Below are 21201 nucleotides of genomic sequence, written 5' to 3'. Positions count from 1 at the left end.
TTCGGCTTGGTTTCCAGCCGAAGCCTCAGATATTGGCCAGGGTGCGGTCGAGGAGGGGCAGCAGGCGGTCCCAATGGAGCTGGAGAGCGGCGGGGTTGAAGGCATCGGTGTCGGACATGGTGAAGCCGTGGATGGTGCCGGGGTAGATCTCGGAGGTGTAACCGACCCCTGCGGCGTCCAGGGCGTGGTTGAGCTCGCCGAGGGTCTCCGGCGTCAGGTCCCCTTCGGCGTGGCCGAGGTGAACCTGGGCGGTGAGCTTGGAGAAGAGGTCGGGCCCGTCGGCGCCCACGGGGCCGTGGAAGGCAGCGACGGCGGCCACCTGGCCGGGGTGGGCTGCGGCGGTGCGCATGGCCAGGAGGCCGCCTATGCAGTAGCCGGTCACCGCGACCGGTCCGGCACCGACCTCGGGCCGGGTGGTGAGGAACCTGAGGTAGGCGTCGGCGTCGCGCAGGACCCGTTCGGCCGTGTGCGCCTCGATCAAGGGCATCAACTGTGCCATGAGCGCGGGCCTGACCTCTTCGCCGATGTGCTCGGGAAGGTCGATCACCGGTGCCGGGCCGTGCCGGTAGAAGAGGTTGGGCACGAGCACGTAGTACCCGTGCCCGGCCAGTTCGCGGGCCATCTCCAGCAGCACGGGCCGGATGCCGAAGCCGTCCGCGTACATCAGCACGCCTGGGTGCCGCTGGCCCCGGTCGGGGAAGACGGCGAAAGCGTCGGCCTGGCCGTCCGCGGTGGGGATGTGCAGCATCTTGGTGGGCATGAGGTCTCCTGTCGTGGTTGACGTGTCGGGCTGTGATCAACACGACAGGAGGCGGAGCCCGCGCAGCAGCGCCGGATCCTCGGTCCAACAGCGGGCCAACTCCGGCCCGTACGGCGCTCAGAGGAGCGCCGGGTCACCAATCCGTGTGTGGCGCAAGGCCGTCCCGGTAGTCATCGCCGCACAACGTAACCCAACGGCCAGGATCGATGCCAGCCCTCCCCGGTCCACAGCACTGCTCGCGAAATTGATCTTGGTCACCTCATCGGCCCGGAAGTCCCGAACAATGGTGGCGCGTACGAAGCCCGCGTAGCCGATGAACTGCAACGGCCCGTCGGGCTCCTGACCGCTCTCCTCCAGTAACTCGCGTACGGCCGCCTGCCGTGGGGATTCACCGGAGGACCCTGTCGGCGCGCCAGACGGCGACCAACGCCACCGGCAGCGGTGCGTCACGCGGTGGCGCCCCCATGCCCTCGGGAAGGGGCCGCTCGGATCCGGGTGCCAGGACGCGCATCCCCTCCGCGCGTTGGAGTTCGGGCTTCCCGACACACAAGGGAGTAGGGCTGGAACTTCGCCGGTAACGGGGATGCCCCGCCGACCACGCGGGTCGGCGGGGCATCCCCGTTGTGTCGTCGGTCGGGTCAGCTCATGTAGCCGGCCACGTCCGCGAGCACCTGGGTGGTGCTGCTGACGTAGAAATCGACCTTGCCGTCGGAGCCGACCGGCACGATCACCTGGTTGGCGATCGTCTTGCCCGACACCCAGTTCAGGTTGGAGGCCGTCGGACGGGTGCCGCCGTCGGCCCAGGCGGTGAGGTAGCCGCTGCCGGTGGTGCCGGTGACGGTGACGGTCAGTACGACGGCCTTCACGCCGGTGGACGGAATGCCGTCGCTGCCCGAGATCTGCAGGGCCAGCGTCTTGCCCGCGCCAAGCGCCGTCGTCGTACGGGTGTCCAGCAGGCGCAGCGGGGTGACGGTGTGGAAGGCCGAGCCGCTGGTGGAGAAGTACCCGGAGACGTCGGCGATCACGTGGCTGGTGCCGTGGACGTAGAGGCTGACGTTGCCGTCGGAGCCGATCGGCACGACGACCAGGTTGGGGATGGTTGTCCCGGTGACCGCCCAGTTGACGTTGGAGGCGGTCGGGCGGGTGGCGCCCTCGGGGTAGGCCTCCAGGTAGCCGGAGCCGACGGTCTGGGTGGCCGTCAGGTTGAGCACCACGGAGGAGGCGCCGGTCGGCACGCCGCCGTGGCCACGGACCTTGAGGCTGACCACCGCATTGGTGATCTTCGTGGTGGTGGGGATGCCGACCTTGGAGCGGGTGTCCAGCAGGCGGGCCGGCTTCAGCGCCGTGTACGTGGACCCGGTGGTACCGCTGGTGTAGTAACCCTGGACATCAGCGATCACGTGGGTCGTGCTGCTGGTGTAGAGGTCCACCACGCCGTCACCGGCCACCGTGACGGTCGACGAGGCGGCGATGGTCTGGCCGGCGCCGGTCCAGTTGAGGTTGCTGGTCGACGGCTTGGCGGTGCCGTCGGCCCAGGCGATCAACGAACCCGAGCCGGTGGTGCCGGTGACCGTGAGGTTGAGCACGACAGCGGTCACGCCGCTGCTGGGGATCCCCCCGGCGCCCTCGATCTTGACCGGGGCGGTGCCGCCCGCGACCAGTGGTTTGGTGGACGGGATGGAGCTGAGGCCCCAACCGGTGCCGTTGCGGGTGTCCAGCAGGCGCTTGGGGCTGCTGAGGGGGTGGAAGGTGGAGGCGCCCGTGGCTGCGGTGCCCTTGGCCGCGCACAGTGCGGTGGTCAGGCCGGCCTCCTTGGGCGAGCCCAAGCCGGTGACCTCGTCGTAGCCGGCCGCTGCCGTGTAGCCGGTGGCGTATACGGAGTTGTTGCCGCTGGTGACGTCCCAGAAGTTCGTCGGGTAGCTGCTCCGCGCGGCCTTGTACAGGGCGTTGTTGAGGAAGCCGACCCGGCCGTTCGTCTGGCAGGCCGTACTGGCGTTGGCCTGGACGATGGCGGCGGCCCAGGTCGGGGCCGCGCCGCTGGTGCCGCCGACGATGCCGGGCTCGGGGCTGGACGAATCGGCGTCGTCCAGGGTGTATACCGGGTAGCCGTCGTTCGGGTCGGCCAGCGCGGCGACGTCCGGAACGGCGCGCTTGGTCGTGGTGGCGATGCCGCCCTGGTAGACGACGGGGGCCCAGCGCGAGGAGACACCGCCGCCGCTGCCGCCGTCCTGGGAGACCCCCCACGCCTTCTGGGTCTTGGTGCTGCCCGTACCGGTCATCGTGGTGCCGCCGACGCCGGTGACGTAGGGCTGGCTCGCGGGGTCGTCGACCGCGTTGGCGGTGGAGCCGGTCGCGGGTGCACAGTCGCTGGAACCGCTGTCCCCCGAAGCCGCGACGATGCTCTGGCCCTGTGCCGCGGCTTCCTGGAAGATCGCGTTCTCGGCGCTGGCCGTCGCGCCGGCCATGACCGGCTCGCACTCACCCCAGCTGGTGGAGATGACCTGCGCCTGGTCGTCGGTGACCATCTGCTGGTATACGTCGAGCACGTTCTGGTCGGTGGCGTTGTCGGCGTCGGGCCCCTGGTAGTCGATGATGCTCGCGCCCGGCACCAGGCCTATCAGGTCCTCGATGTCGAGCGCCGTCTCCGTACCGACCCCGTAGCCGTCCTGGTCGGTTCCGGCCGGGGTGCCCGACCCCGCGGTCGTGTCCACGTAACGGTAGGACACCGAGGTGTTGGTGCCCACACAGGACTGGTACGTGGCAATGCTGTTGGGGTCGGCGTTCTCCATCTCGAACACGGCGACCGTCTGCCCCGCGCCGGCGGTGGCGGAGCTGGTCATGCCGTAGTTGGCGGCCAGCTTCCCCGGGCTGTAGTAGTCGGTGCCGTCGGCGAAACCCGCCTGGGCCGCGGCGTCGGTGAAGTCGGAGCACATCGCAGGGGTGTACGTCCGGGGGGCCACCGTGCGTGGGTGGGGGCCGGTGACGGAGTCCGATCCGCTCAGGTGGTGTACGGCCGTGTGGTGGCTGGTGATGGAGTTGACGTTGCTCAGGCCGACGATCCCGCTCACCGATGCCGCCACGTCGGCGGGCAGCGCCGGGGCCGAGGCGTTGAGATAGTCGATCGTGCCGTCCTTGAGCCGGACGTTCTTGAATCCGGTGCCGAAGGCGTGCGACGCCTGCCCGACGGTGGCGGTGACCGGGAGGGACAGGCCGTCGGAACTGAGCCTGCCCGGAGTGAGGCCCTCCGTCTTCAGCGCCTGAGCGACTGCGGCGATGGTGGCCGGGGTGGGGCCGAAGGCGGAGGCGAACTTCCCCTTGGCCAGGTACTGGTGGTACCGGGGGTTGCCCGGGGTGGAAACCGCCGTGATGAAGTCGGTCAGCGCCTGCGGGTCACGCGGGGAGAGATTCACGCTGAGATGCAGCGTGGTTCCCGAAGCGGTCGTGCCGGCCGCGGTCGCGCCGACCGGGACGCGGGGGGCCGTGCCTATGCGCTTGGGCGCGTGCGATCCCGTCTCGGCCCCATCGGTAACCGCACCATAGGCGGTGGTGGCGGCGACGGTGAGGGCGACGGCGGTGGTGGTGACCGCCGCGATCCCCCGCGCCCGTCTGCCGGTCTTGCCCGCCGCGTGTCTGGAACGTCCCAGCGAGGCATGGACCTTTTTGAACATGCAGAAACTCCCATAGAAACTGACACACCGTCATATCCGTTGACAGGCGGGAACGGTGGTCGAAGCCGCACTCTGGCAGCCGGAGCCGCGTGCGTCGGCATGTGCGCACGCAGAAGCAAAGGCCCTGAACCAGACGTGTGTAGGTTTCTTATCAAGAGTTGACAGATGTTGTCCTCGGCCCCAGGGAAACCATGGGGGGACCTTTGCGACCTGCAAACCAAGGCGACCCCCTTGTGCCACCGGCCCCTTGGAGCGCGGCGGCCTGCCGCCTGCCGTTCCCGGCCGACAAGTTCTTGAGGCCGTCGATGGTCTGGGCGAGGGCTGTGGGCCGGCCCTGGGTGACCGCTTCGGGGTCGGTTGCGTGGCCTGTTCCGCGCCCAGCGCTTGAGGCCGCCGACCCGGTAGCGGAGTTCGGGCGCCACGCCTGGTCGACGTCCCCAGCCGGGTTCACCGAAGCCTGGGCGGGTCGGCGGCGTCCTGCTGGGGAGAGCGGCACCTGCGGGCGCCTCCGGCTCCGTGGGGCGGGGTAGGCGGCGATGTCCTGGCCTCGGGGGTGCGGTGGATCTCGTGCTGAGTGTCGCGGGTGCCCTGTTGGAGCTGATGGACGTGAGGCGGCTGCTCGAGCCGGTCGCCAGCGCGCCGGCCGTGACCCGGATCTCCGACGAGAGCCTGGCCGAGGCGAAGCGGCACCCGGACGCCCTGCGGGAGGCCCGCGACGATGTCGAGCAACTCAACGCGCACGACGCGGGGTTCCACCGCGCGGTGGTCGCCGCCACGGGCGACGACTTACTGGTCACGCTCCTGGAGGGCGTCTCGGGCCGCACCCTGAGGGCCCGCATCTGGCGCGGCCTCGTCGACGGCAGGGCCGCGGGGTGCACCCTCGCGGAGCACGAGGCGATGTTCGCGGCCCTGTCCCGCCGGGACGCCGCACTCAGCCAGGCCGCTGCGCTGCTGCACGTCAGCAACACCGAGCAGTGGCTGCGGGGAACACCTGGAGGCCACGCCGGTCGCCCTGGGCGCCCCGGCCCTCGCCGTCGGCCGCGGTCATATCCGTGATGTCGGCGACGACCGGCGGGGACAGGAGCGGTCGGATGTGACGCCCTGTGCGGTCCACTGTCGGCCAGGATCGTCAAGGGATGTGACGCGGCCAGCCCCGACCAGCCGGGGGATCGCTGGTCGGGGCAGTTCGTGGAAGGGGTCAGCGCTGCTGCAGGAGCACGTCCGCAGCACGTTCGGCGAGCATGGTCACGGGAGCGTGCGTGTGCGCCCGTACGATGCTCGGCATCGTGGAGGCATCCACCACGCGCAGGCCCGTCAGGCCCCGGACCGCGAACTTCGGGTCGACGACCGAGTGCTCGTCCGCACCCATCCGGCAGGTGCTCACCAGGTGGTGGATGCTCCCTCCCGTGGTGCGAATATAGGCGGTTATGTCGTCGATCTCCTCGGACAACGCTCCGTCCGTGAGAGGCTTGCCCATCCATTGCGCGAACTCCGGCTGCCGCAGCACCTGTTGCGCTGAACGGACGCCCGCCACCAGCGTCGCCAGGTCGTCTCCCGCCTCGTCGGACAGGTAACCGGGGTCGATCAGGGGGGCGTCGTGCGGATCGGCGCTGCGCAAGGTGATCGTGCCCCGGCTGCGCGGCCGCAGAAGGATCACGCCCAGCGCCAGCCCGTGTGCCGCGGGCCGCTGGTGCTCGCCCAGAGGCACCACCAGGTGGACGACCTCGATGTCCGGAGCCTCGAGTTCGTCGCGGGTCCGCAGGAACAGCAGCGCCTCGGAGATGATCGAGTCCATGGTGCCGTGGCGGTCCCGCAGGTACTGGGCGATCTGCTCGGACGACGCGTTCGCGCCGGGCGACCAGAAGCCCTCCGCCTCGAAGGCGAGGGGGACGAGCAGGTGGTCCGTCAGATCGCGGCCCACCGAGGGGACGTCCTGGACGAGTGGGACACCGTGACGGGACAGTTCCCCGGCGGGGCCCACGCCGGACAGCAGCAACAGATGGGGGCTCCCCACTGATCCGGCCGCGAGGATCACCTCGCGCTCCGCGCGGACCGTCTCGGTTCCGGACTCCCCTTCGACCTCGATCCCGACGGCTCGCGTACCTTCGAACACCACGCGGCGCACGAACGTATCCGCGCGCACGGTGAGGTTCGGCCGTTTCCGGGCCGGAGCGAGATAGGCATCCGCCGAGCTGTGCCTGAGTCCGTCGCGGTGTGTGGCGCGAGCCAGGGCGTAGCCTTCCTGGACCTCGGCCGCCGGAGCGTACCCCAGGTGCGCGCAGGCGTTGACGAATGCCGGGGTCACCGGCAGGGGATGGCGCAGGCCGGTCAGGCTGATCCTCTGTTCGGCGCGTTCGAAGTAGGGCTGGAGGTCGTCGTGGCTCCAGCCGTCCAGACCCGTCTCGGCCCAGGCGTCGTAGTCCGCCCTGTGCCCGCGGGTCCACAGCTGCGCGTTGATCACCGAGGAGCCGCCGACCGCCTTCCCGCGCGGGATCGGAATGGCGCGATCGGCGAGGCCGCGCTGTGGCACCGTCGCGAAGTTCCAGTCCAGGTCCCCGCCGAAGAGGCGCGGGAACAGGATCGGCACCTGAACCTCGGGACGGGTCTCGGGCGTCCCCGTGCCGGCTTCGATCAGGAGCACCTGCGCGGTGCCGTCCGCGCTGAGCCGGTCGGCCAGCACGCATCCCGCCGAGCCGGCTCCGACGATCACGTAGTCCCACCGGCTCACTTCGCGACCGCCTCTCGGGGCTGGGCGACGGTACCCGTGGTCGTGGTCACTCCCCAGGTCGTGCTCTTCCGGCAGATGTTCTCGGCCATGGCAACTCCTTACCGTGTGCGGTGATGTGTGCAGTGACGTGTGCGCTGCGGTGACGTTGCGATGTGCGACGGCAGCCGTACGCCGCCGCGGTCCGCGGTGACATGGGACGGAGACTGGGCCGTTCCAGCCGTCGCGACCGGCCCGGTGAACGGTGCGGGAGAGCGTGCTTCAGCGCCCGGCGGGCACGCCGTCCTTCCCGGCGGATGCCGGCACTCGCGCCTGTGCGGCCGTGACCTCCCGGCCTCGCAGGAGGTGACGGAACAGGGCAAGACCGGCCAGGAGTACGACCAGGCCGCACACGCCGTTCCAGCCGAAGGCGGAGTAAGCGCGGACACCGAGCCACGATCCGGCGCTACCGCCCAGGAACGCGCAGGTCATGTACGCGGTGTTGAGCCGGGCGCGGGCCTCCGGGCGCAGGGCGAAGATCCGGGCCTGGTTGGCGACCTGACCGGACTGCATGGCCACGTCGAGCAGCAGCATCCCGGCGCCGAGGCCGACCAGCCCGACGGCGCCGCCCAGGCTGCCGGTGAGAAGCAGCGCCCCCGCCGCGATGGCACCCAGCATGCACACCAGGTTCACGGCATCGGGCCCGCGCCGGTCGGTGCGCCGGCCGGCGATGGGCGTGGCGAACATACTGGCCGCGCCGACCAGGGCGATCACGCCCACGGCCGGGGTGCCCAGGTCGTAGCGCGGGCCGGTGATGAACAGGGCGAGCGCGGTCCACGCGGCGCTGAACGCGGCGAACACCAGGACCTGGTACTGGCACGAGCGGCGCAGCAGCGGTTCGGTGCGCAGCAGGTGCAGGGAGGCCGCCAGGAGCGATGGATAGCGCTGGTTCGTGCTCGGGGTGGTATGCGGGAGGGCGGTGGCCAGCGCGAGAGTGAGGATCAGGACCATGCCTGCGGCGACGAGGTAAGGAGCGCGCCAGCCCAGCCAGTCGCCCAGGGTGCCGGAGAAGGTGCGGGCCAGCAGGATCCCGCCGATCAGGCCGGAGAGCAGGGTGCCGGTCACTGCGCCGCGGCGCTCCGGGTCGGTCAGGCCGGCCGCCATGGGGATGAGGATCTGCGGCACGACCGTGGTCAGGCCCACCAGGGCGCTGGCGACGGCGAGGACGGGCAGGGAGGTGGCCGTCCCGGCCAGCACCAGGCCCGCGCAGGTGACCAGCAGCAGGGTGCTGACCAGTCCGCGGTGGCGGAGCCGGTCACCGAGGGGGACCAGGAGGAAGATGCCCGCGGCGTAACCGAGTTGGGCGCAGGTGACGACCACGGCCGCGGAGGCGGGGCGCACGTGCAGGTCGTCGGCGATCAGTGGGCTGATCGCCTGGGGGAAGTAGATGTTGGCCACCGCGATGCCGCAGGCGACGGAGAGGAGCAGGATCAGGGGCCGGCTCAGCGCCGGCGGCGCGGAGGAGGAAACGCCTGGAGCCACGACACACACCTCGACCAGGAGAGAAAGGAAGGAACGGAAGGAACGGAAGGTCCGGGAACGACGTGAAGGACGGAGACGATCGGAAAGGGGTCGACACGCCACTAGGAACCGGTTTAACCGGTTCCCTCAACGTACCAGTAAAACCGGTTCCGCAGTAGGCTGTTTCGCATGGCCCTCTCTCCCGTGCCGCCGGTGCCCCGCTTCCGCAGTGGCTCCGGACGGATCTGCCTGGACTTCATGCGCACCCTGAGACTGCGCGGCCTGGACGGTGCCACCGAGGAGCTGGACACCCCCGAGGCCCTGACCGCCTGGGTCGTCCAGCTGGGCCCGTATCCCGACGGCACCGTCGTCCCGGTCCCGTCGGAGGCCGTGCTGCACCAGGCGCGGGAGGTGCGGGAGGCCGTCCACGCGCTCCTGACGGCGGCCCGCGGCGACAGCGGCCCCGCCGGCTGCCCCGCCCACGAGCGCGCGCTGCTGAACGAGGCGGCCGCCATGGCGACGCCGATGCCGGTGCTCGACGAACGCGGCACGCTCACCTACGCCGCGGCCGATCCGATCGGCGCGGTTGTCGCCGACATCGCCCGCGACGCACTCACTCTGGCGACGTCCCCGGTGCTGGAGCGGGTCCGTGCCTGCTCCGGGCCGACCTGCGCCGCCTGGTTTCTCGACATGTCCCGCCCGGGCACCCGGCGCTGGTGCTCCATGGACACCTGCGGGAACCAGGCCAAGAAGACCACCTGGCGGACCAGGAACCCGTCAGGAACGACCGCCTGAACTGCCCTCAGGGGGCGGCCCGGCCGGGATGCACGGCACACACACCTCCGCGGACCCGGCGAGCGCGCGGAGGTGGTCGGGGAGGTGGGGATGCGCCGTCCCGAGGATCGCGGTCCTCGGTCGCGGCGCTCCCCCGGCCGGCCCGGCTTCAGTGGGCACGGGCCACTTCGGGCGCGGAGCCGGCTGGGCGGACGAAGCCGCGGTCGACGTACACCAGCGCCTCCCGGTCGACGGGTGTGACGCAGTCCAGCACTCGCCCGATGAGCATGCTGTGGTCACCGCCGTCCACCACGTCGTGCATACGGCACACGAGCCGGACCACCGCCCCGGGGATGCCGGGCAGCCCCCGCTCCAGCGGGACGGCGTCACCGGAGGCGAACCGGTCGACGCCCGACCTCGCAAAGCGCCGTGCGATGTCGGACTGGTCGTGGGCCAGCACATTGACCATGAAGTGGTCGGCGTTGGCGAAAGCGGCGTGCGTACTGGCGTTCTTGTCCAGGCTGACCGTCACCAGGGGTGGGATCAGGGACAGGGAGACGAAGGAACTGGCGGTGAATCCCCAGCGGCGGCCGGTCTCGTCGACCGTGGTGGTGACGACCACGGGTCCCGGGACACGGGCCATGGCGCGGGTGAAGTCGAGCTCTTGCGTGTCGGCGGGCATGGGATACGGCGCCTCCTCGAACGAAGTCTGGAACAAACGGGTTGGTTACGCGGCTGGTTCGCGGGCGAAGAGGTCCGCGGCCACGTAGGGAACGCCGGGCCGACGTCCGCGCGTCGGCGGGCGGGCGGGCCGGACGGTGACGTACGGAGGTTCGTCGTGGATCCGCACCAGCGACCGGAGAGGCCCCCGGTCCGGCGGCCGGGATGACGGCCTTGCGGATACGCGCGGACGGGGCGGTCACGGTATGCCTCCTTGTTGTCAAAAGGGCGTCATGACCGGGGCATCACGCGACGCTCGCGGTCCGTGGCGCTTCGTCGGAATCCACGGGCAGCGATCCAGGGCCGGCACCGGCCAGCACCGTGAGGAACGAACGCGCCCAGTGGTGCACGTCCCGTTCACGGACGTGGCGGCGCAACTCCCTCATGCGGAGCCGACGCTCCCCTTCGTCCAGGTGCAGGGCCCTGGCCATGACGTCCTGGAGCTCGGAGAGGTCGTGCGGGTTGACCAGGAGCGCCCGGGTGAGTTCCTGGGCGGCACCGGCGAACTCGCTGAGTACCAGGGCGCCGCCGAGGTCCGGTCGGGCGGCGACGAACTCCTTCGCGACCAGGTTCATCCCGTCGCGCAGGGGCGTCACGAGCATCACGTCGGCGGCCCGGTAGAACGCGGCGAGTTCGGTACGGTCGACGGTGGTGTGCAGGTAGTGGACCGGTACCCGGCCGACCTGCCCGAACCTCCCGTTGATGCGCCCGACCCGCGCCTCGATCCGGGTGCGCTCCCGCCGGTAGTGCTCGACGCGCTCCCGGCTGGGCGTGGCGATCTGTACCAGGACGGTGTCCCGCGCGCTGACCCGGCCGTCGGCCAGGAGTTCCTCGAAGGCCCGCAGCCGTTGGTCGATGCCCTTGGTGTAGTCGAGCCGGTCGACGCCCAGCATGATCCTTCTGCCGTCGCCCAGTTGCCGGCGGATCCGCTCGGCCTGCTCCTGTACAGCCTCGCTGCGGGCCAGCTCCTCCAGCTCGGCAGTGTCGATGGAGATCGGGAACGCGCCGACGTGGACCTCCCGGCCGGGCATCCGCACCGTTCCCAGTACGGGTGTGCCGAGCGGGCGGCTCACGCTCTCCCCGCCGCACAGCCGGTGCACCAACTGCAGGAAGTTCCGTGCGCCACCCGGCAGTTGGAAGCCGACCAGGTCCGCGCCGAGCAGTCCCTCCACGATGTCCGTGCGCCAGGGCAGCTGGAGGAAGAGCTCCGGGGGCGGAAAGGGGATGTGCAGGAAGAAGCCGATCCGCACGTCGGGACGCAGGGCGCGCAGCAGCGCCGGGACCAGCATCAGCTGGTAGTCCTGGATCCACACCGTGGCTCCAGGACCGGCGACGGCCGCCGCGTGCTCCGCGAACCGCTGGTTGACCCGGTGGTAGCCGCGCCACCACGCCCGGTCGAAGTCGGGAGGCGCCACCACGTCGTGGAACAGCGGCCACAGTGTGGCGTTCGAGAATCCCTCGTAGTAGTCCCTGTGCTCGTCGGCGTCGAGGGGCACCGGGTGCAGGCGCAGGCCATGGTCGTGGAAGGGGGCGGGGGTCGTCCCGGTGGTGCCGGCCCACCCCACCCACGCGCCCTGCCGGGCGCGCAGGATGGGTTCCAGGGCACTGACCAGCCCACCGGGGCTGCGCTGCCGGCGCGGGGCACCCGTGCCCCTCCATTCCAGGTGGACCGGCAGACGGTTGGCGACGACGACGAACTCGGCGTCAGGCTGCGCGGCGTGACGGATCCTGGGCGTGTCCACGTCCTCTTTCCCTTCTCCAGGGGCCGTACCCGGCGGACATGGCGGGGCAGGAGGCGCCCGCCGGGTACGGCAGCGTGTGCGGGGAGGTCCTAGGCGGCGCGGAAATCGACGATCGTCTTGAGATCGGCAGTGCTGCGGTAGTTCTTGAAGATCTCGACAAGACCCTCGTAGTCGCCGAAGCTGTGCACGGTCGACAGCAGACGCTTGCCGTCGACGATGCCGGACAGCAGCATCTGCATGGCCACCTGGATCACGTTCGCGGAGTGGTGCATCGGAAACGCGGTGACGTCGAACGGGGACGCGGTGATGTTGATGCCCTTGGCGAGCATCAGCCAGGTGTCGAACTTCTGCATCTCCTGCGAGGCCCCGTACAGCACGTAGCGGCCCTTGGGCTTCAGCCGGCGCATGGCCACCCTCCGAGGGTCCTTCTCCTCGTCGTCGACCTTGACGGTGGGCAGGGCGTCGAAGACGTAGTCGAAGGTGTTCTCCGCGACCTCGGCGATGAGCTCCTCCGGGAGATACGCCCGCTCGGAGAAGTGCTCCTCCGCGTGCCCGTTGCGCAAGGGGTTGGCGTCCACGGACACCACCCGGTTCGGGGCGAACAGGCGCTTGATGACACTGCCGGCGATGACGCCGATGGGGCCGGTCCCCATGATGAGGACCTTGTCGCCGATCTTCGGAGGGTTGGCCAGGATCGACCGCAGCGCACCGGTGGTGGGTTCGATGAAGGACGCCTGCAGGTCGTCGAGGGCGTCGGGAACCTTCACGGCGGCGGCCCGCAGATCGTCGGAGAAGTTCCGGTCGGCCCAGAACACGTCCTCCTCGACCTCCCCGGAGAAGATCGGGCGCAGCGTCCGGTACTCGGCGAAGCCATCGAAGTCGGTCTGGCCCCAGTACACGACCCGGTCGCCGATCTCGATGTCGGAGCGGGTGAACTCCGGCCCCTTCTCCACGACTTCTCCGAGGTACTCGTGTCCCAGGACGACCGGGTACTCGGAGGGGAAGAGGTGCCCTTCGAAGAAGGAGATGTCCGTCGAGCAGATCGACACACAGCGGGTGCGCAGCAGCAGGCCGTCGGCCGGGGCCTCGGGCCGCGGCACCTCCGCGATGACGGTCTGGCGCGGGGCGAGGAGCTGGAGAGCCTTCATGGTCGGCATGGTTGTCCTTCCGGGCAGATTGCGGTCACGGGGTTGTCCGTCCCCTGGAGAGAAGGGACGGGGTGGTGCTCAGCGACGCATGCTCAGGCCGCCGCCGAGGAGGTACTGGCCCGTCATCTCGACGTTCGTCGGCGACAGGGTGATGTGCTTCGCGGCCGAGTGCGCGTCACGGAAGTAGCGTTCGAGCATGCTGCTCGCGTACAGCGAGGACGTGCCCGCGACGGTGAACAGACTGTCGATGGCCGCACAGCACTGGTCCGCCACGGTCGCCGCGGCCAACCGCACCGTCGCGCTCAGCGAGTCCCCGCCGACCTCGCCGAACCGTTCGGCGTGCCATGCGGCGTCCGCCAGCAGCAGCCGGGACGCCCGGACCTGCGCCTCCGCCCGGGCGAACCGCTCCTGCACGGTGTGAGCGGCGGCCAGGGTGGTCGTGCCGGCCATCGGCTTCTTGGCGACGGCCAGCCGCTGGAACTCCCGCAACGCGCCCCGGGCCGCTCCGAGCACGGTCGACGACGACCCGAACAGCCCGAAGTCGTAGTAGCTGATCCCGTAGCCGCGCGAAGGACGGGCGGGCGGGGCGAAGAACATGTCCCGCTGGGCCACCGTGTACGCGTCGGCGACGAACACGTCGTCGACTTCGTAGTCCTCGCTGCCTGTGCCGCGCAGCCCCAGGGTGTGCCAGTTGTCCAGCATCCGTACGGCCTGCTTCGGAACGAACAGCATCCGGATCTCCGGACCGTGCTCCGTGTGCCGTGGCGCTCCGTCGACGGTGACCCGCGCCGCGCACACCAGCCAGGCGGCGTGCGCCGAACCGCTGGCGAAGCCCCAGCGCCCGGAGAGGCGATAGCCGCCGTCGACCGCCTCGGCCACACCGGTCGGATTGACCGAGCCGACCACCAACGCGTCCTGGTCGCGGAACAGTTCACCCGCCGTCGCTTCGGGCAGATAGTCCGACAACCGGCCGATGGCGGCCTGCACGCCCATCTGCCAGGCGACCGCCGGGTCGACGCGGGACAGCGCCTGAAGCGCCTGGGACCCGGTCTCCAGCGTCACCTGCGCACCGCCGAGATGACGGGAGACCAGCATCCGGGGGAACCCGGCGTCCCGCAGCGCCTCGAACACCGGCACCGGGGAGAACCGCTGCCGCTCGCCTTCCTCACGCCACTTCTCGATGACGGGGGCGATCCCGTCGACCCGGCCGAGCCAGTCCGCGGTCTCCGGCGACACGGGCTTGTTGTCGATCAGCGCCAGGCGCTCTTCGTTTCCATGGTCCTGAGCCATACCCACCTCCTATGTCGCTGGGAACGTAGGCGCCGGGAACGTGTGTTCAAGACCGGAATCCGGCGGGCATGAGGCCCTCTTGACCGATGTATTACAGCGGGAAAAGGAATGGGCCCAGGGCAGAGAAAGGGGGCGGCAGGCGTCTGAAGACGCCGGCCGCCCCCACGGACGGGCAGGTCAGCCTGCTCGGTCGAGCACGCTGAGAAAGGCCAGCCAGGTGTCGATGTGCTGGTGCACCGCGGCGGTCAGGGCCGCCCGGTTGTGCGGCGGAACGGACGCCAGCAGCGCGGCTCCCCCGGTATCCAGGAGGGCCCGGTTGTCGAGCAGGCGCAGCAACTGCCGGCCTGCTTCCGAGAACCGCAGGGACGGGTCACGTGCCAGGACAGCGAGGGGGTCCTTGACCGGGGCGACCGCGGCCACGGGATGGCGCGGCGCAGGCGCCCGCAGGCGCTCGTTCCGCTCGACGGCGGTCAGCGTCACGGGCTGGACGCGTTCGGCTCGGCGCCCGACGGGATCCTCACCCCGCTCCACCCGGGTCCGGACATCCCTCGCGGTCCCCACGGAGACCCCGGCGGCCGCGGCGATCTGACGCAGGGAGGCATCCGGGTGCTCACGCAGATGGGCGGCGGCACGTTCCCGGCCGACGGACGGATCCACGGGACGGGCCCGGCCGTCGCGTCCGACCCGGGTGTTCAACTGAGCCTCGTCCCCGGTTGAACGCCGTCTGATGGCCGCCACCGTCTTCGTGGACAGGCCCGCGGCATGCGCGATCGCACGGTTGGACCACTGCGGGTAGGCGGCCACGATGCGCCGCGCGGCCGCCGCTCGCTCCTGCTGGTTCAGGCGCCTCCCCTGGTGCAGATTGGCCTGGACGGCCTGGACGAACGCCTCCTTCTCGTCCCCGTCGAAGTAGCGGACGTCGATGTCGGTGCGGCCGGCCAGTGTCGCCGCCGTGAGCCGGTGCATGCCGTCGATGACGCGCATCGTGCGTCGGCACACGAGGATCGGCGGCAGCTCCCGCACCTCCATCAGTGACCTGGCGTGGGCGAGATCCACGTTCCCCGACCGCGGAGAGTCGGCGGGCACCAGCGCGGCGATCGCCACCCGTTCCGACCCCGGCCCGACGGGCATCCTCTGCGCGGAGCCTGCGAGGTCCGTCATGGGCGCCTGCCCGCGAGAGCTCTCTGGAGAACGGCGAAGACCGGAACGTGGGTGGCGTAGAAGTGGACGAAAACGACCCCCTCTTGAGGGGAGCGCAACAGCGAGTAGGCCGGTTTCCTGTCAGGAAAGAGCGAAGAACGGCGGACGGGCCCACGCCGCTGGAGGAGGCCGAGTTACGTCTCGGCACGGGCCGGAACGCCGACCCTCTTCTGGCCCTGGGCCTGGCCCATGTGTTGCCCCACGATCCGCCGATCCTGAAGGCCTCGACGCCGGTGTCGGCCGTGGAGGCCGCCCTGGTCCACAAACAGCACGAGCTCGACGCCCAGTACGACATCATCACCCGCGCCCAGCGAGAGGTGCGGCGGATCCGCCGGCTGGCCGACCGGCAGATGCAGGACGCCTCTTCACACAGGCTCGCGCACGTACTCACCGACTCCGACGACATCGCCGCCCTGTCCAACACGATCGGTACGGCGGCCGTCGACGAGCATCTGACTCTGGAGACCTTCCAGTACGACCTTCCCCTGAAGGCGAGCTCCGCGCAGCCCCCCACGGCCGCGTCGATGACCCGGGGCGTACGGCACCGGAGTATCTACGAGAGAGCCTTTCTGAGCGATCCGGTCGGCGCCGAGGTCCTCGAACGCTGCGCCGCCGCGGGCGAGGTGATACGAGTCCTTCCGCAACTGCCGATGAAGATGAAGATCACGGATGGCTCGCAAGCGCTGCTGGCTCTCACGCCGACCGGTTCCAGCGTGGCACTCCATCTCACGTCGCCCGTCGCCGTGGCGGCGTTGCGCCACTATTTCGAACTTCTGTGGCGTGAGGCCCGTCCGCTGACCGGTGCTCCCCCGCCCAGCGACAGTGCCCGTGAACGGCAGCGCCACGAGATCGTCGCGCTGATGCGGCAAGGACTCAAGGACGAGGCCATCGCCCGGAGGCTAAGGCTGACCCCACGCACCGTGCGCCGCCGCATCAGCGAGTTCATGGACGAACTCTCGGCCGAAACCCGCTTCGCCGCAGGAGCGGAGGCACAGCGCCGCGGCTGGTTCGACGGCTCGGGCGACGAGTAGAACGGCCGAATCGACCGGCGCCCGCTGCCGTGATCGAGGATGGGGCAAGTGGCGGGGGCGTAGCCCGGCGATTCCCCGTGACGCGGATGTCGGTGAACCGGTGGCGGCAGCACAGGTTGTCGGCGGACGTCGGCGGCGTGGGCGAAGCCGAGCCGGCCGGCGAGGTCGGCTTGCCGAAGGCCGGGCGGACAGCTCCGCCGTGGCGTACACCTAGTGCGCTCGCACCGCACCGGCGGTCGTCTCGATGAGCGGGACGAGGTCGCACCGCCCACCGTGCGGGCGGTGCGACCTCGTTGGGCCTGTCGGCGTCGTGGATCGCCACCGCCGAGATCGAAACGCCGTCGGGGCATCGACGTACATCGGTCCGTGGCACTGCCCCGGCCCTTCCTGGGAAGCGCACCCCTGCGCCAGAGTCGGCACAGCCGACGAGGTGCTGCGCGCCAACGGGCGTGATGCCGTCGAGTTCGCTCGTTGGCTCGTCCGGCGGGCGGGCGGGAACTTCCTCTACCTGGCGAGGTACCTCAGGGCCCTGCACCAGGCGATCGAGGAGAACGACACGTCGCTCGCCGCCCGCATGATGAACGCGGACACGGTCCCGCACGGCCTGTCCGGCCTGTACGCGTTCTTCGTGACGACCGCACGCGCGGACCTCGAACGTCTCGGCATGCTCGACATCAGCGACCCCGTGACACCCACCGACCTGGCCACTCCCGCCTGGGAGGGAGTCGCCCAGCCGCTCCTCGGAGTGCTGACAGTCGCGCGCGAGCCGATGACTCCCGAGCAGCTCAGAAAGCTGGCGGGAATCCGGGTGTGGCCGCGCGCCGTCCGCTCCGTACTGGCCCGGATCCGCTGGCTGCTGACCGTCCGGGACGGCCGGTACGCGTCCTACCACCCCTCCGTCGCACAGTTCCTGACGGATCCTCAGACTCAGCGCGATCTCCCCGACCAGGGCGTCGCCGAACAGGAGTGGCACGAGCGCATCGTGAGCCACTACCGAGCCGCCGCTCCCTCCTGGGCGGACGTCGACTGGCCGGCGGTGGACCGCTACGGCCTGGCTCACCTCGCCCATCACCTCGTACGGTGCCGGCACCGCGCGGCTGCGGTCCCTGATGGACACGCCGAGGCTTCCGGCCGTCGCTGCTCTGGCGGCCACCGCGGCGGAGCACTACGGCATGCGCGACGAGCGCGTGGCCACGTTGTGCGCCGACGTGATCACCGCGGCGGAACGGGCGCAACCCGCCCTGCGTGCGGTGACGCTGCTGCAGCCGGCACGGTCCCGTGCCACGGCGGACTGGTGCTGCGCGAACTGTTCGGGATCCTCCTCGTCAGGCGCGCCGGGGCCGCGCTGCAGCTGCTGTACGAACAGACCACCGCCAGCTGGGCGATGGCAACGGCCCTGCTGGAGAACGCCGTCGGGCCCCTCCTGGACGCCCTGGGAACGGACGGCGCGATCCTGCTCCACCGGGCCGTACGGCGCGCCCTCGCGTGCACGTCCACACGGGACACCGGCGACTCCATCGACGGCGTCCGCACGACCCTCGGCGACTGAGGTCACGTCCTCACGGGAGCCGACCTAGATGTACTCGGCCGTCACGTTAGTGACACGTAGCCGTCGGTAGTTGATCAAGGAGGGACCTCCGGGCGTAGTGGAGATAGCCGTCTTCACTCACCTCGGAGGTCTTGGTGGCCCACGCTAATGCCCGGCTGACCTTTCACGGCAGATGCCTGCTGGTGCGCCGTGTCGTGCTCGACGGGCGTCCGGTCGCTCACGTCGCGAAGGAACTCGGCGTATCCCGCCAGTGCGCGCACCGCTGGGTGAACCGCTACCGCGCCGAGGGCTGGTCCGGACTGCAGGACCGCAGCAGCAGCCCGCACCGCCGTCCCACCCGCACGCCCGAAGCCGTCGAACGCCGCGTGCTCAAGGCCCGCCGCACACTGCGACAAGGACCGGACGCCCTGGCCGAGCACACCGGCGTTCCCGCCCGGACGGTCAGCCGCATCCTCCGCCGCCACCAGGTGCCGCCACTGGCCGCCTGCGACCCGCTGACCGGCCAGGTCATCCGCGCCACCAGAGCCAGCGGCCGACGCTACGAACACGCCCGGCCCGGCGACATGATCCACGTGGACGTCAAGAAGCTCGGCAAGATCCCCGCCGGCGGCGGCCATCGCGCTCACGGCCGTGGTGAACGGCCCCGATCTCTCCGGGGCCTGGGCTACGACTACGTCCACGCGGCCGTCGACGATCACTCCCGCCTCGCCTACGCCGAGATCCTTCCCGACGAGAAGGGCTCGACCTGCGCGGGCTTCCTCACCCGCGCGGCCGAGTTCTTCCACGCCCACGGCATCACCCGCATCGAACGGGTCATGACCGACAACGCCAAGAACTACCGGATCTCGCACGACTTCCAAGCAGCCTGCCAAGCACTGGGCGCGCGGCAGAAGTTCACCCGCCCACACTGCCCGTGGACCAACGGAAAGGTCGAACGGTTCAACCGCACCCTGCAGACCGAATGGGCCTACCGAAAGGTCTTCACCAGCAACGCCCAACGCACCCGAGCACTCGCACCCTGGCTCGACTTCTACAACACTGGCCGCCGACACACCGCGCTCGGCGGCCAGCCCCCGATCAGCCGACTGTCACCAACGTCATGACCGAGTACACCTAGAGCACTGCCGACACCCGCCTCAGCAATCGGCGTACTCGACGGCACCGTCGCCGTCGTCGTCGTACGCGATGGTGTTGAAGTTGTCCAACGACGTCCAGCCGTAGTTCGAGCCGACGTCGGTCCGCAGGTACACCCACCAGTGCGAAGTGGCGGTGTTCCACTTGAGGCACCGGACCCAGACCCAGTCGCCGGCCGAAATGGCGGCGCGGTTGTCGCATCCGGAGTAGTTACTGTTCTTGAGGTGGGTGGATATTTTGATGGATCCGCCCCCCTCGCCGTTCGCGCTGGGGTTCCAGGTGGTACAGGCTGCCGCTGAGGCCGACGGTGTGACGGCCACGGTCATGCCGAACATCATCAGGCCGGTGGTCAGGACGGACGCGAACAGCCGCAGCGGACGGCGGTGTGAAACGTTGCGCAACACGCAGATCCCCTCTCACTCACGAACAGTCGAACGGTTGTTTGTCGGACCGAAGCTATGGCGCAGCGGCATGTGGGGGCGTTATCAGACAGCGACGGCTGATTAGCAACGCGTGCCAGGCCGGATTACGCCTCACCACCAGATCGAACCGAGGGCCAGAATGTCGGCCCACGGGGGTGCTGCACGTGTTCGAGACGGTGTACAGCAGTGACGAGTGGCCGCCGGGCGAGAGATTCGACCGCTGGCGCGAGATGATCACCCGTTCGTATCTGCCGTCGGTGGTCAGGTGCGATGAAGCCGCCGACTTCCGCGGCGTGGCCAGGGTGTTGCAGGCCGGGCCGGTGCATGTGGCGACGCTGAGACTTCCCGCACTTCAGGTGCTGCGCACACCGGTGCATGTGCGCAGGTTCGATCCGGATCAGTACCAGCTGGCCGTGACGCTGCAGGGACGGCGGACCATGGCGCAAAGTGGACTTGAGGTCGCACCGGAAGTTGGGGACCTCGTGCTCAACGACTCCTCGCATCCGTACGAGTCATGGATGCTGCCCGACAGGGGCGCGGTCGAGACGATCACCGTAGGCATACCGCGAGCCGCCCTGCCCCTGCCACGGATGAAGGTCGACCGGCTGCTTGCGGCGCCGATGGCCGGAGGTACGGGGCTCGGGGGGCTCCTCACGCAGTTCCTGGTACGCCTGGTCGCCGAGTCGGAGACATACCGTCCGCAGGACACCGTGCGGCTGGGCACGGTGGTCCTGGACCTTGCCACGGCAGTGCTGGCTCACCGCACGGAGACCGGCGGCGCTGTTCCGCCGGAGAGCCGTCAGCGCGTACTGCTGGTCAGCATCAATGCCTTCATCGAGCGCCGGCTGGGCACCGTCCAGCTGTCGCCCGCCCTCGTCGCCGCCGCGCACCACATCTCCGTACGGCAGCTGCACCGGCTCTTTCTGCCCCAGGGGACGACGGTGAGCGAGTGGATCCGGCACCGCAGGCTGGAGCATTGCCGCCGCGATCTCCTCGACCCCCGCCTCGCCGAGCTGCCGGTCCACGCGGTGGGGGCACGGTGGGGTTTCCGGTGTGCGGCGGACTTCAGCCGGGCCTTCAAGACCGCCTACGGGACCCCACCGGGCGACTACCGGCGGCGAAACCGGCCGCGGCCGACCAAGCGGCGGGACTGAAGCATCCCGACCCAACTCGCTGTCGGCCGGTGCCGAGATTCATCGGCAGATCCGAACGACGGACGGCAGTGCATGGACGCCGAAGAATGCCGACATGGCATTGCCTGCACTTCCGAAGTACTGCTACCAGTCTTCCTCGGAAGGCGACGCCTCTTCGAGGTACACGACGAGATCCGTCTGCAGAGGGTCGTGGTTTGTATGTCTCCCAATTGTCGTAGAGCTTCACCCGCGCCGACAGCTTCCCCGCGCTCGTGCCCGTGTAGAGGTACACGGCGCCGGTGGAGCTGTTGCGGGCGATGAGGTCGGGCCGCACGTCGCCGTTCACGTCCCCGGGCGAGGTCAGCAGGAGGCGTTCGGGGGCCGTGGCCGCCCCGGCCATGGCGG

The 21201-nt window shown here is 70.1% G+C and carries 16 protein-coding genes and 2 pseudogenes; 6 read left to right on the top strand and 12 right to left on the bottom strand.

Annotation, left to right across the window (positions count from 1 at the left end; genetic code table 11):
• Positions 1-25 precede the first annotated feature (25 nt).
• The 4 genes and pseudogenes from AQJ46_RS50665 to AQJ46_RS50655 all read right to left on the bottom strand — a co-directional run bounded on the left by AQJ46_RS50665 (position 26) and on the right by AQJ46_RS50655 (position 4428).
• Positions 26-760 (bottom strand): dienelactone hydrolase family protein, encoded by a 735-nt coding sequence (locus tag AQJ46_RS50665; protein ID WP_059212136.1) that lies wholly within the window; start codon positions 758-760, stop codon positions 26-28.
• 117 nt (positions 761-877) lie between these two features.
• Entirely contained in the window at positions 878-1084 is a 207-nt protein-coding gene (locus AQJ46_RS50660; protein WP_059212135.1) for a hypothetical protein, read from the bottom strand.
• A 36-nt stretch (positions 1085-1120) separates the two neighbouring features.
• Positions 1121-1210, bottom strand: a pseudogene (locus AQJ46_RS59390) (hypothetical protein); the annotation flags it as partial.
• Positions 1211-1398: 188 nt separating this feature from the next.
• Complete coding sequence (locus AQJ46_RS50655) at positions 1399-4428, bottom strand: S53 family peptidase (protein WP_059212134.1); 3030 nt, start codon at positions 4426-4428, stop codon at positions 1399-1401.
• A gap of 543 nt (positions 4429-4971) precedes the next feature.
• Here AQJ46_RS50655 and AQJ46_RS50650 point away from each other — a divergent pair.
• Positions 4972-5484, top strand: a pseudogene (locus tag AQJ46_RS50650) (FadR/GntR family transcriptional regulator); the annotation flags it as partial.
• 142 nt (positions 5485-5626) lie between these two features.
• Here AQJ46_RS50650 and AQJ46_RS50645 read toward each other — a convergent pair.
• Both AQJ46_RS50645 and AQJ46_RS50640 read right to left on the bottom strand, forming a co-directional pair.
• A complete protein-coding gene (locus AQJ46_RS50645; RefSeq protein WP_057613791.1) occupies positions 5627-7156 on the bottom strand; it encodes a GMC family oxidoreductase in 1530 nt (509 codons plus the stop codon).
• A gap of 258 nt (positions 7157-7414) precedes the next feature.
• Entirely contained in the window at positions 7415-8674 is a 1260-nt protein-coding gene (locus AQJ46_RS50640; RefSeq protein WP_063803978.1) for an MFS transporter, read from the bottom strand.
• Between the two features lie 168 nt (positions 8675-8842).
• On the opposite strand from AQJ46_RS50640, the gene AQJ46_RS50635 reads away from it, so the two are divergent.
• On the top strand, positions 8843-9448 hold the full coding sequence (locus tag AQJ46_RS50635) for a CGNR zinc finger domain-containing protein (RefSeq protein WP_059212133.1): 606 nt from the start codon (positions 8843-8845) through the stop codon (positions 9446-9448).
• A gap of 148 nt (positions 9449-9596) precedes the next feature.
• On the opposite strand, the gene AQJ46_RS50630 is transcribed toward AQJ46_RS50635, so the two are convergent.
• The 5 genes from AQJ46_RS50630 to AQJ46_RS50610 form a co-directional block, all read right to left on the bottom strand.
• A complete protein-coding gene (locus AQJ46_RS50630) occupies positions 9597-10109 on the bottom strand; it encodes a flavin reductase family protein (protein WP_057613793.1) in 513 nt (170 codons plus the stop codon).
• 283 nt (positions 10110-10392) lie between these two features.
• The gene (locus AQJ46_RS50625) at positions 10393-11889 is read right to left on the bottom strand and encodes an alpha,alpha-trehalose-phosphate synthase (UDP-forming) (protein WP_208617137.1); all 1497 of its coding nucleotides are present in this window, start codon (positions 11887-11889) and stop codon (positions 10393-10395) included.
• 89 nt (positions 11890-11978) lie between these two features.
• On the bottom strand, positions 11979-13046 hold the full coding sequence (locus AQJ46_RS50620; RefSeq protein ID WP_059212132.1) for a zinc-dependent alcohol dehydrogenase: 1068 nt from the start codon (positions 13044-13046) through the stop codon (positions 11979-11981).
• A gap of 69 nt (positions 13047-13115) precedes the next feature.
• Positions 13116-14327, bottom strand: a complete 1212-nt coding sequence (locus AQJ46_RS50615; RefSeq protein WP_079072877.1) for an acyl-CoA dehydrogenase family protein — start codon at positions 14325-14327, stop codon at positions 13116-13118.
• Positions 14328-14504: 177 nt separating this feature from the next.
• The gene (locus tag AQJ46_RS50610; RefSeq protein ID WP_079072876.1) at positions 14505-15488 is read right to left on the bottom strand and encodes a ParB/RepB/Spo0J family partition protein; all 984 of its coding nucleotides are present in this window, start codon (positions 15486-15488) and stop codon (positions 14505-14507) included.
• A gap of 230 nt (positions 15489-15718) precedes the next feature.
• Between AQJ46_RS50610 and AQJ46_RS50605 the strand changes: the two genes are divergently transcribed.
• The 3 genes from AQJ46_RS50605 (at position 15719) to AQJ46_RS50595 (ending at position 19210) form a co-directional block, all read left to right on the top strand.
• Complete coding sequence (locus tag AQJ46_RS50605) at positions 15719-16558, top strand: helix-turn-helix domain-containing protein (protein ID WP_059212131.1); 840 nt, start codon at positions 15719-15721, stop codon at positions 16556-16558.
• A 430-nt stretch (positions 16559-16988) separates the two neighbouring features.
• The gene (locus AQJ46_RS50600) at positions 16989-18107 is read left to right on the top strand and encodes a hypothetical protein (protein WP_059212130.1); all 1119 of its coding nucleotides are present in this window, start codon (positions 16989-16991) and stop codon (positions 18105-18107) included.
• A 134-nt stretch (positions 18108-18241) separates the two neighbouring features.
• A complete protein-coding gene (locus AQJ46_RS50595; protein ID WP_059212129.1) occupies positions 18242-19210 on the top strand; it encodes an IS481 family transposase in 969 nt (322 codons plus the stop codon).
• Between the two features lie 33 nt (positions 19211-19243).
• Here AQJ46_RS50595 and AQJ46_RS50590 read toward each other — a convergent pair whose 3' ends face one another.
• Positions 19244-19645 carry a hypothetical protein gene (locus AQJ46_RS50590; protein WP_059212128.1) on the bottom strand — a complete coding sequence of 134 codons (402 nt, stop codon included), beginning with the start codon at positions 19643-19645 and terminating at the stop codon, positions 19244-19246.
• A gap of 182 nt (positions 19646-19827) precedes the next feature.
• Between AQJ46_RS50590 and AQJ46_RS50585 the strand changes: the two genes are divergently transcribed.
• A complete protein-coding gene (locus AQJ46_RS50585; protein ID WP_063803979.1) occupies positions 19828-20817 on the top strand; it encodes an AraC-like ligand-binding domain-containing protein in 990 nt (329 codons plus the stop codon).
• Positions 20818-21201 lie beyond the last annotated feature (384 nt).

Origin of the sequence: Streptomyces canus (assembly GCF_001514145.1) — a bacterium.
Classification (GTDB): Bacteria; Actinomycetota; Actinomycetes; order Streptomycetales; family Streptomycetaceae; genus Streptomyces; species Streptomyces canus.
Note: the sequence above shows the minus strand (reverse complement) of the source record. Positions and strands in the feature narration are given on the sequence as shown.

What these genes read in the sequence shown, in the direction of transcription:
- AQJ46_RS50665 (WP_059212136.1), bottom strand. Translation starts at nt 760, where the DNA reads ATGCCCACCAAGATGCTGCACATCCCCACCGCGGACGGCCAGGCCGAC.
- AQJ46_RS50655 (WP_059212134.1), bottom strand. Translation starts at nt 4,428, where the DNA reads ATGTTCAAAAAGGTCCATGCCTCGCTGGGACGTTCCAGACACGCGGCG.
- AQJ46_RS50635 (WP_059212133.1), top strand. Translation starts at nt 8,843, where the DNA reads ATGGCCCTCTCTCCCGTGCCGCCGGTGCCCCGCTTCCGCAGTGGCTCC.
- AQJ46_RS50630 (WP_057613793.1), bottom strand. Translation starts at nt 10,109, where the DNA reads ATGCCCGCCGACACGCAAGAGCTCGACTTCACCCGCGCCATGGCCCGT.
- AQJ46_RS50620 (WP_059212132.1), bottom strand. Translation starts at nt 13,046, where the DNA reads ATGCCGACCATGAAGGCTCTCCAGCTCCTCGCCCCGCGCCAGACCGTC.
- AQJ46_RS50615 (WP_079072877.1), bottom strand. Translation starts at nt 14,327, where the DNA reads ATGGCTCAGGACCATGGAAACGAAGAGCGCCTGGCGCTGATCGACAAC.
- AQJ46_RS50610 (WP_079072876.1), bottom strand. Translation starts at nt 15,488, where the DNA reads ATGACGGACCTCGCAGGCTCCGCGCAGAGGATGCCCGTCGGGCCGGGG.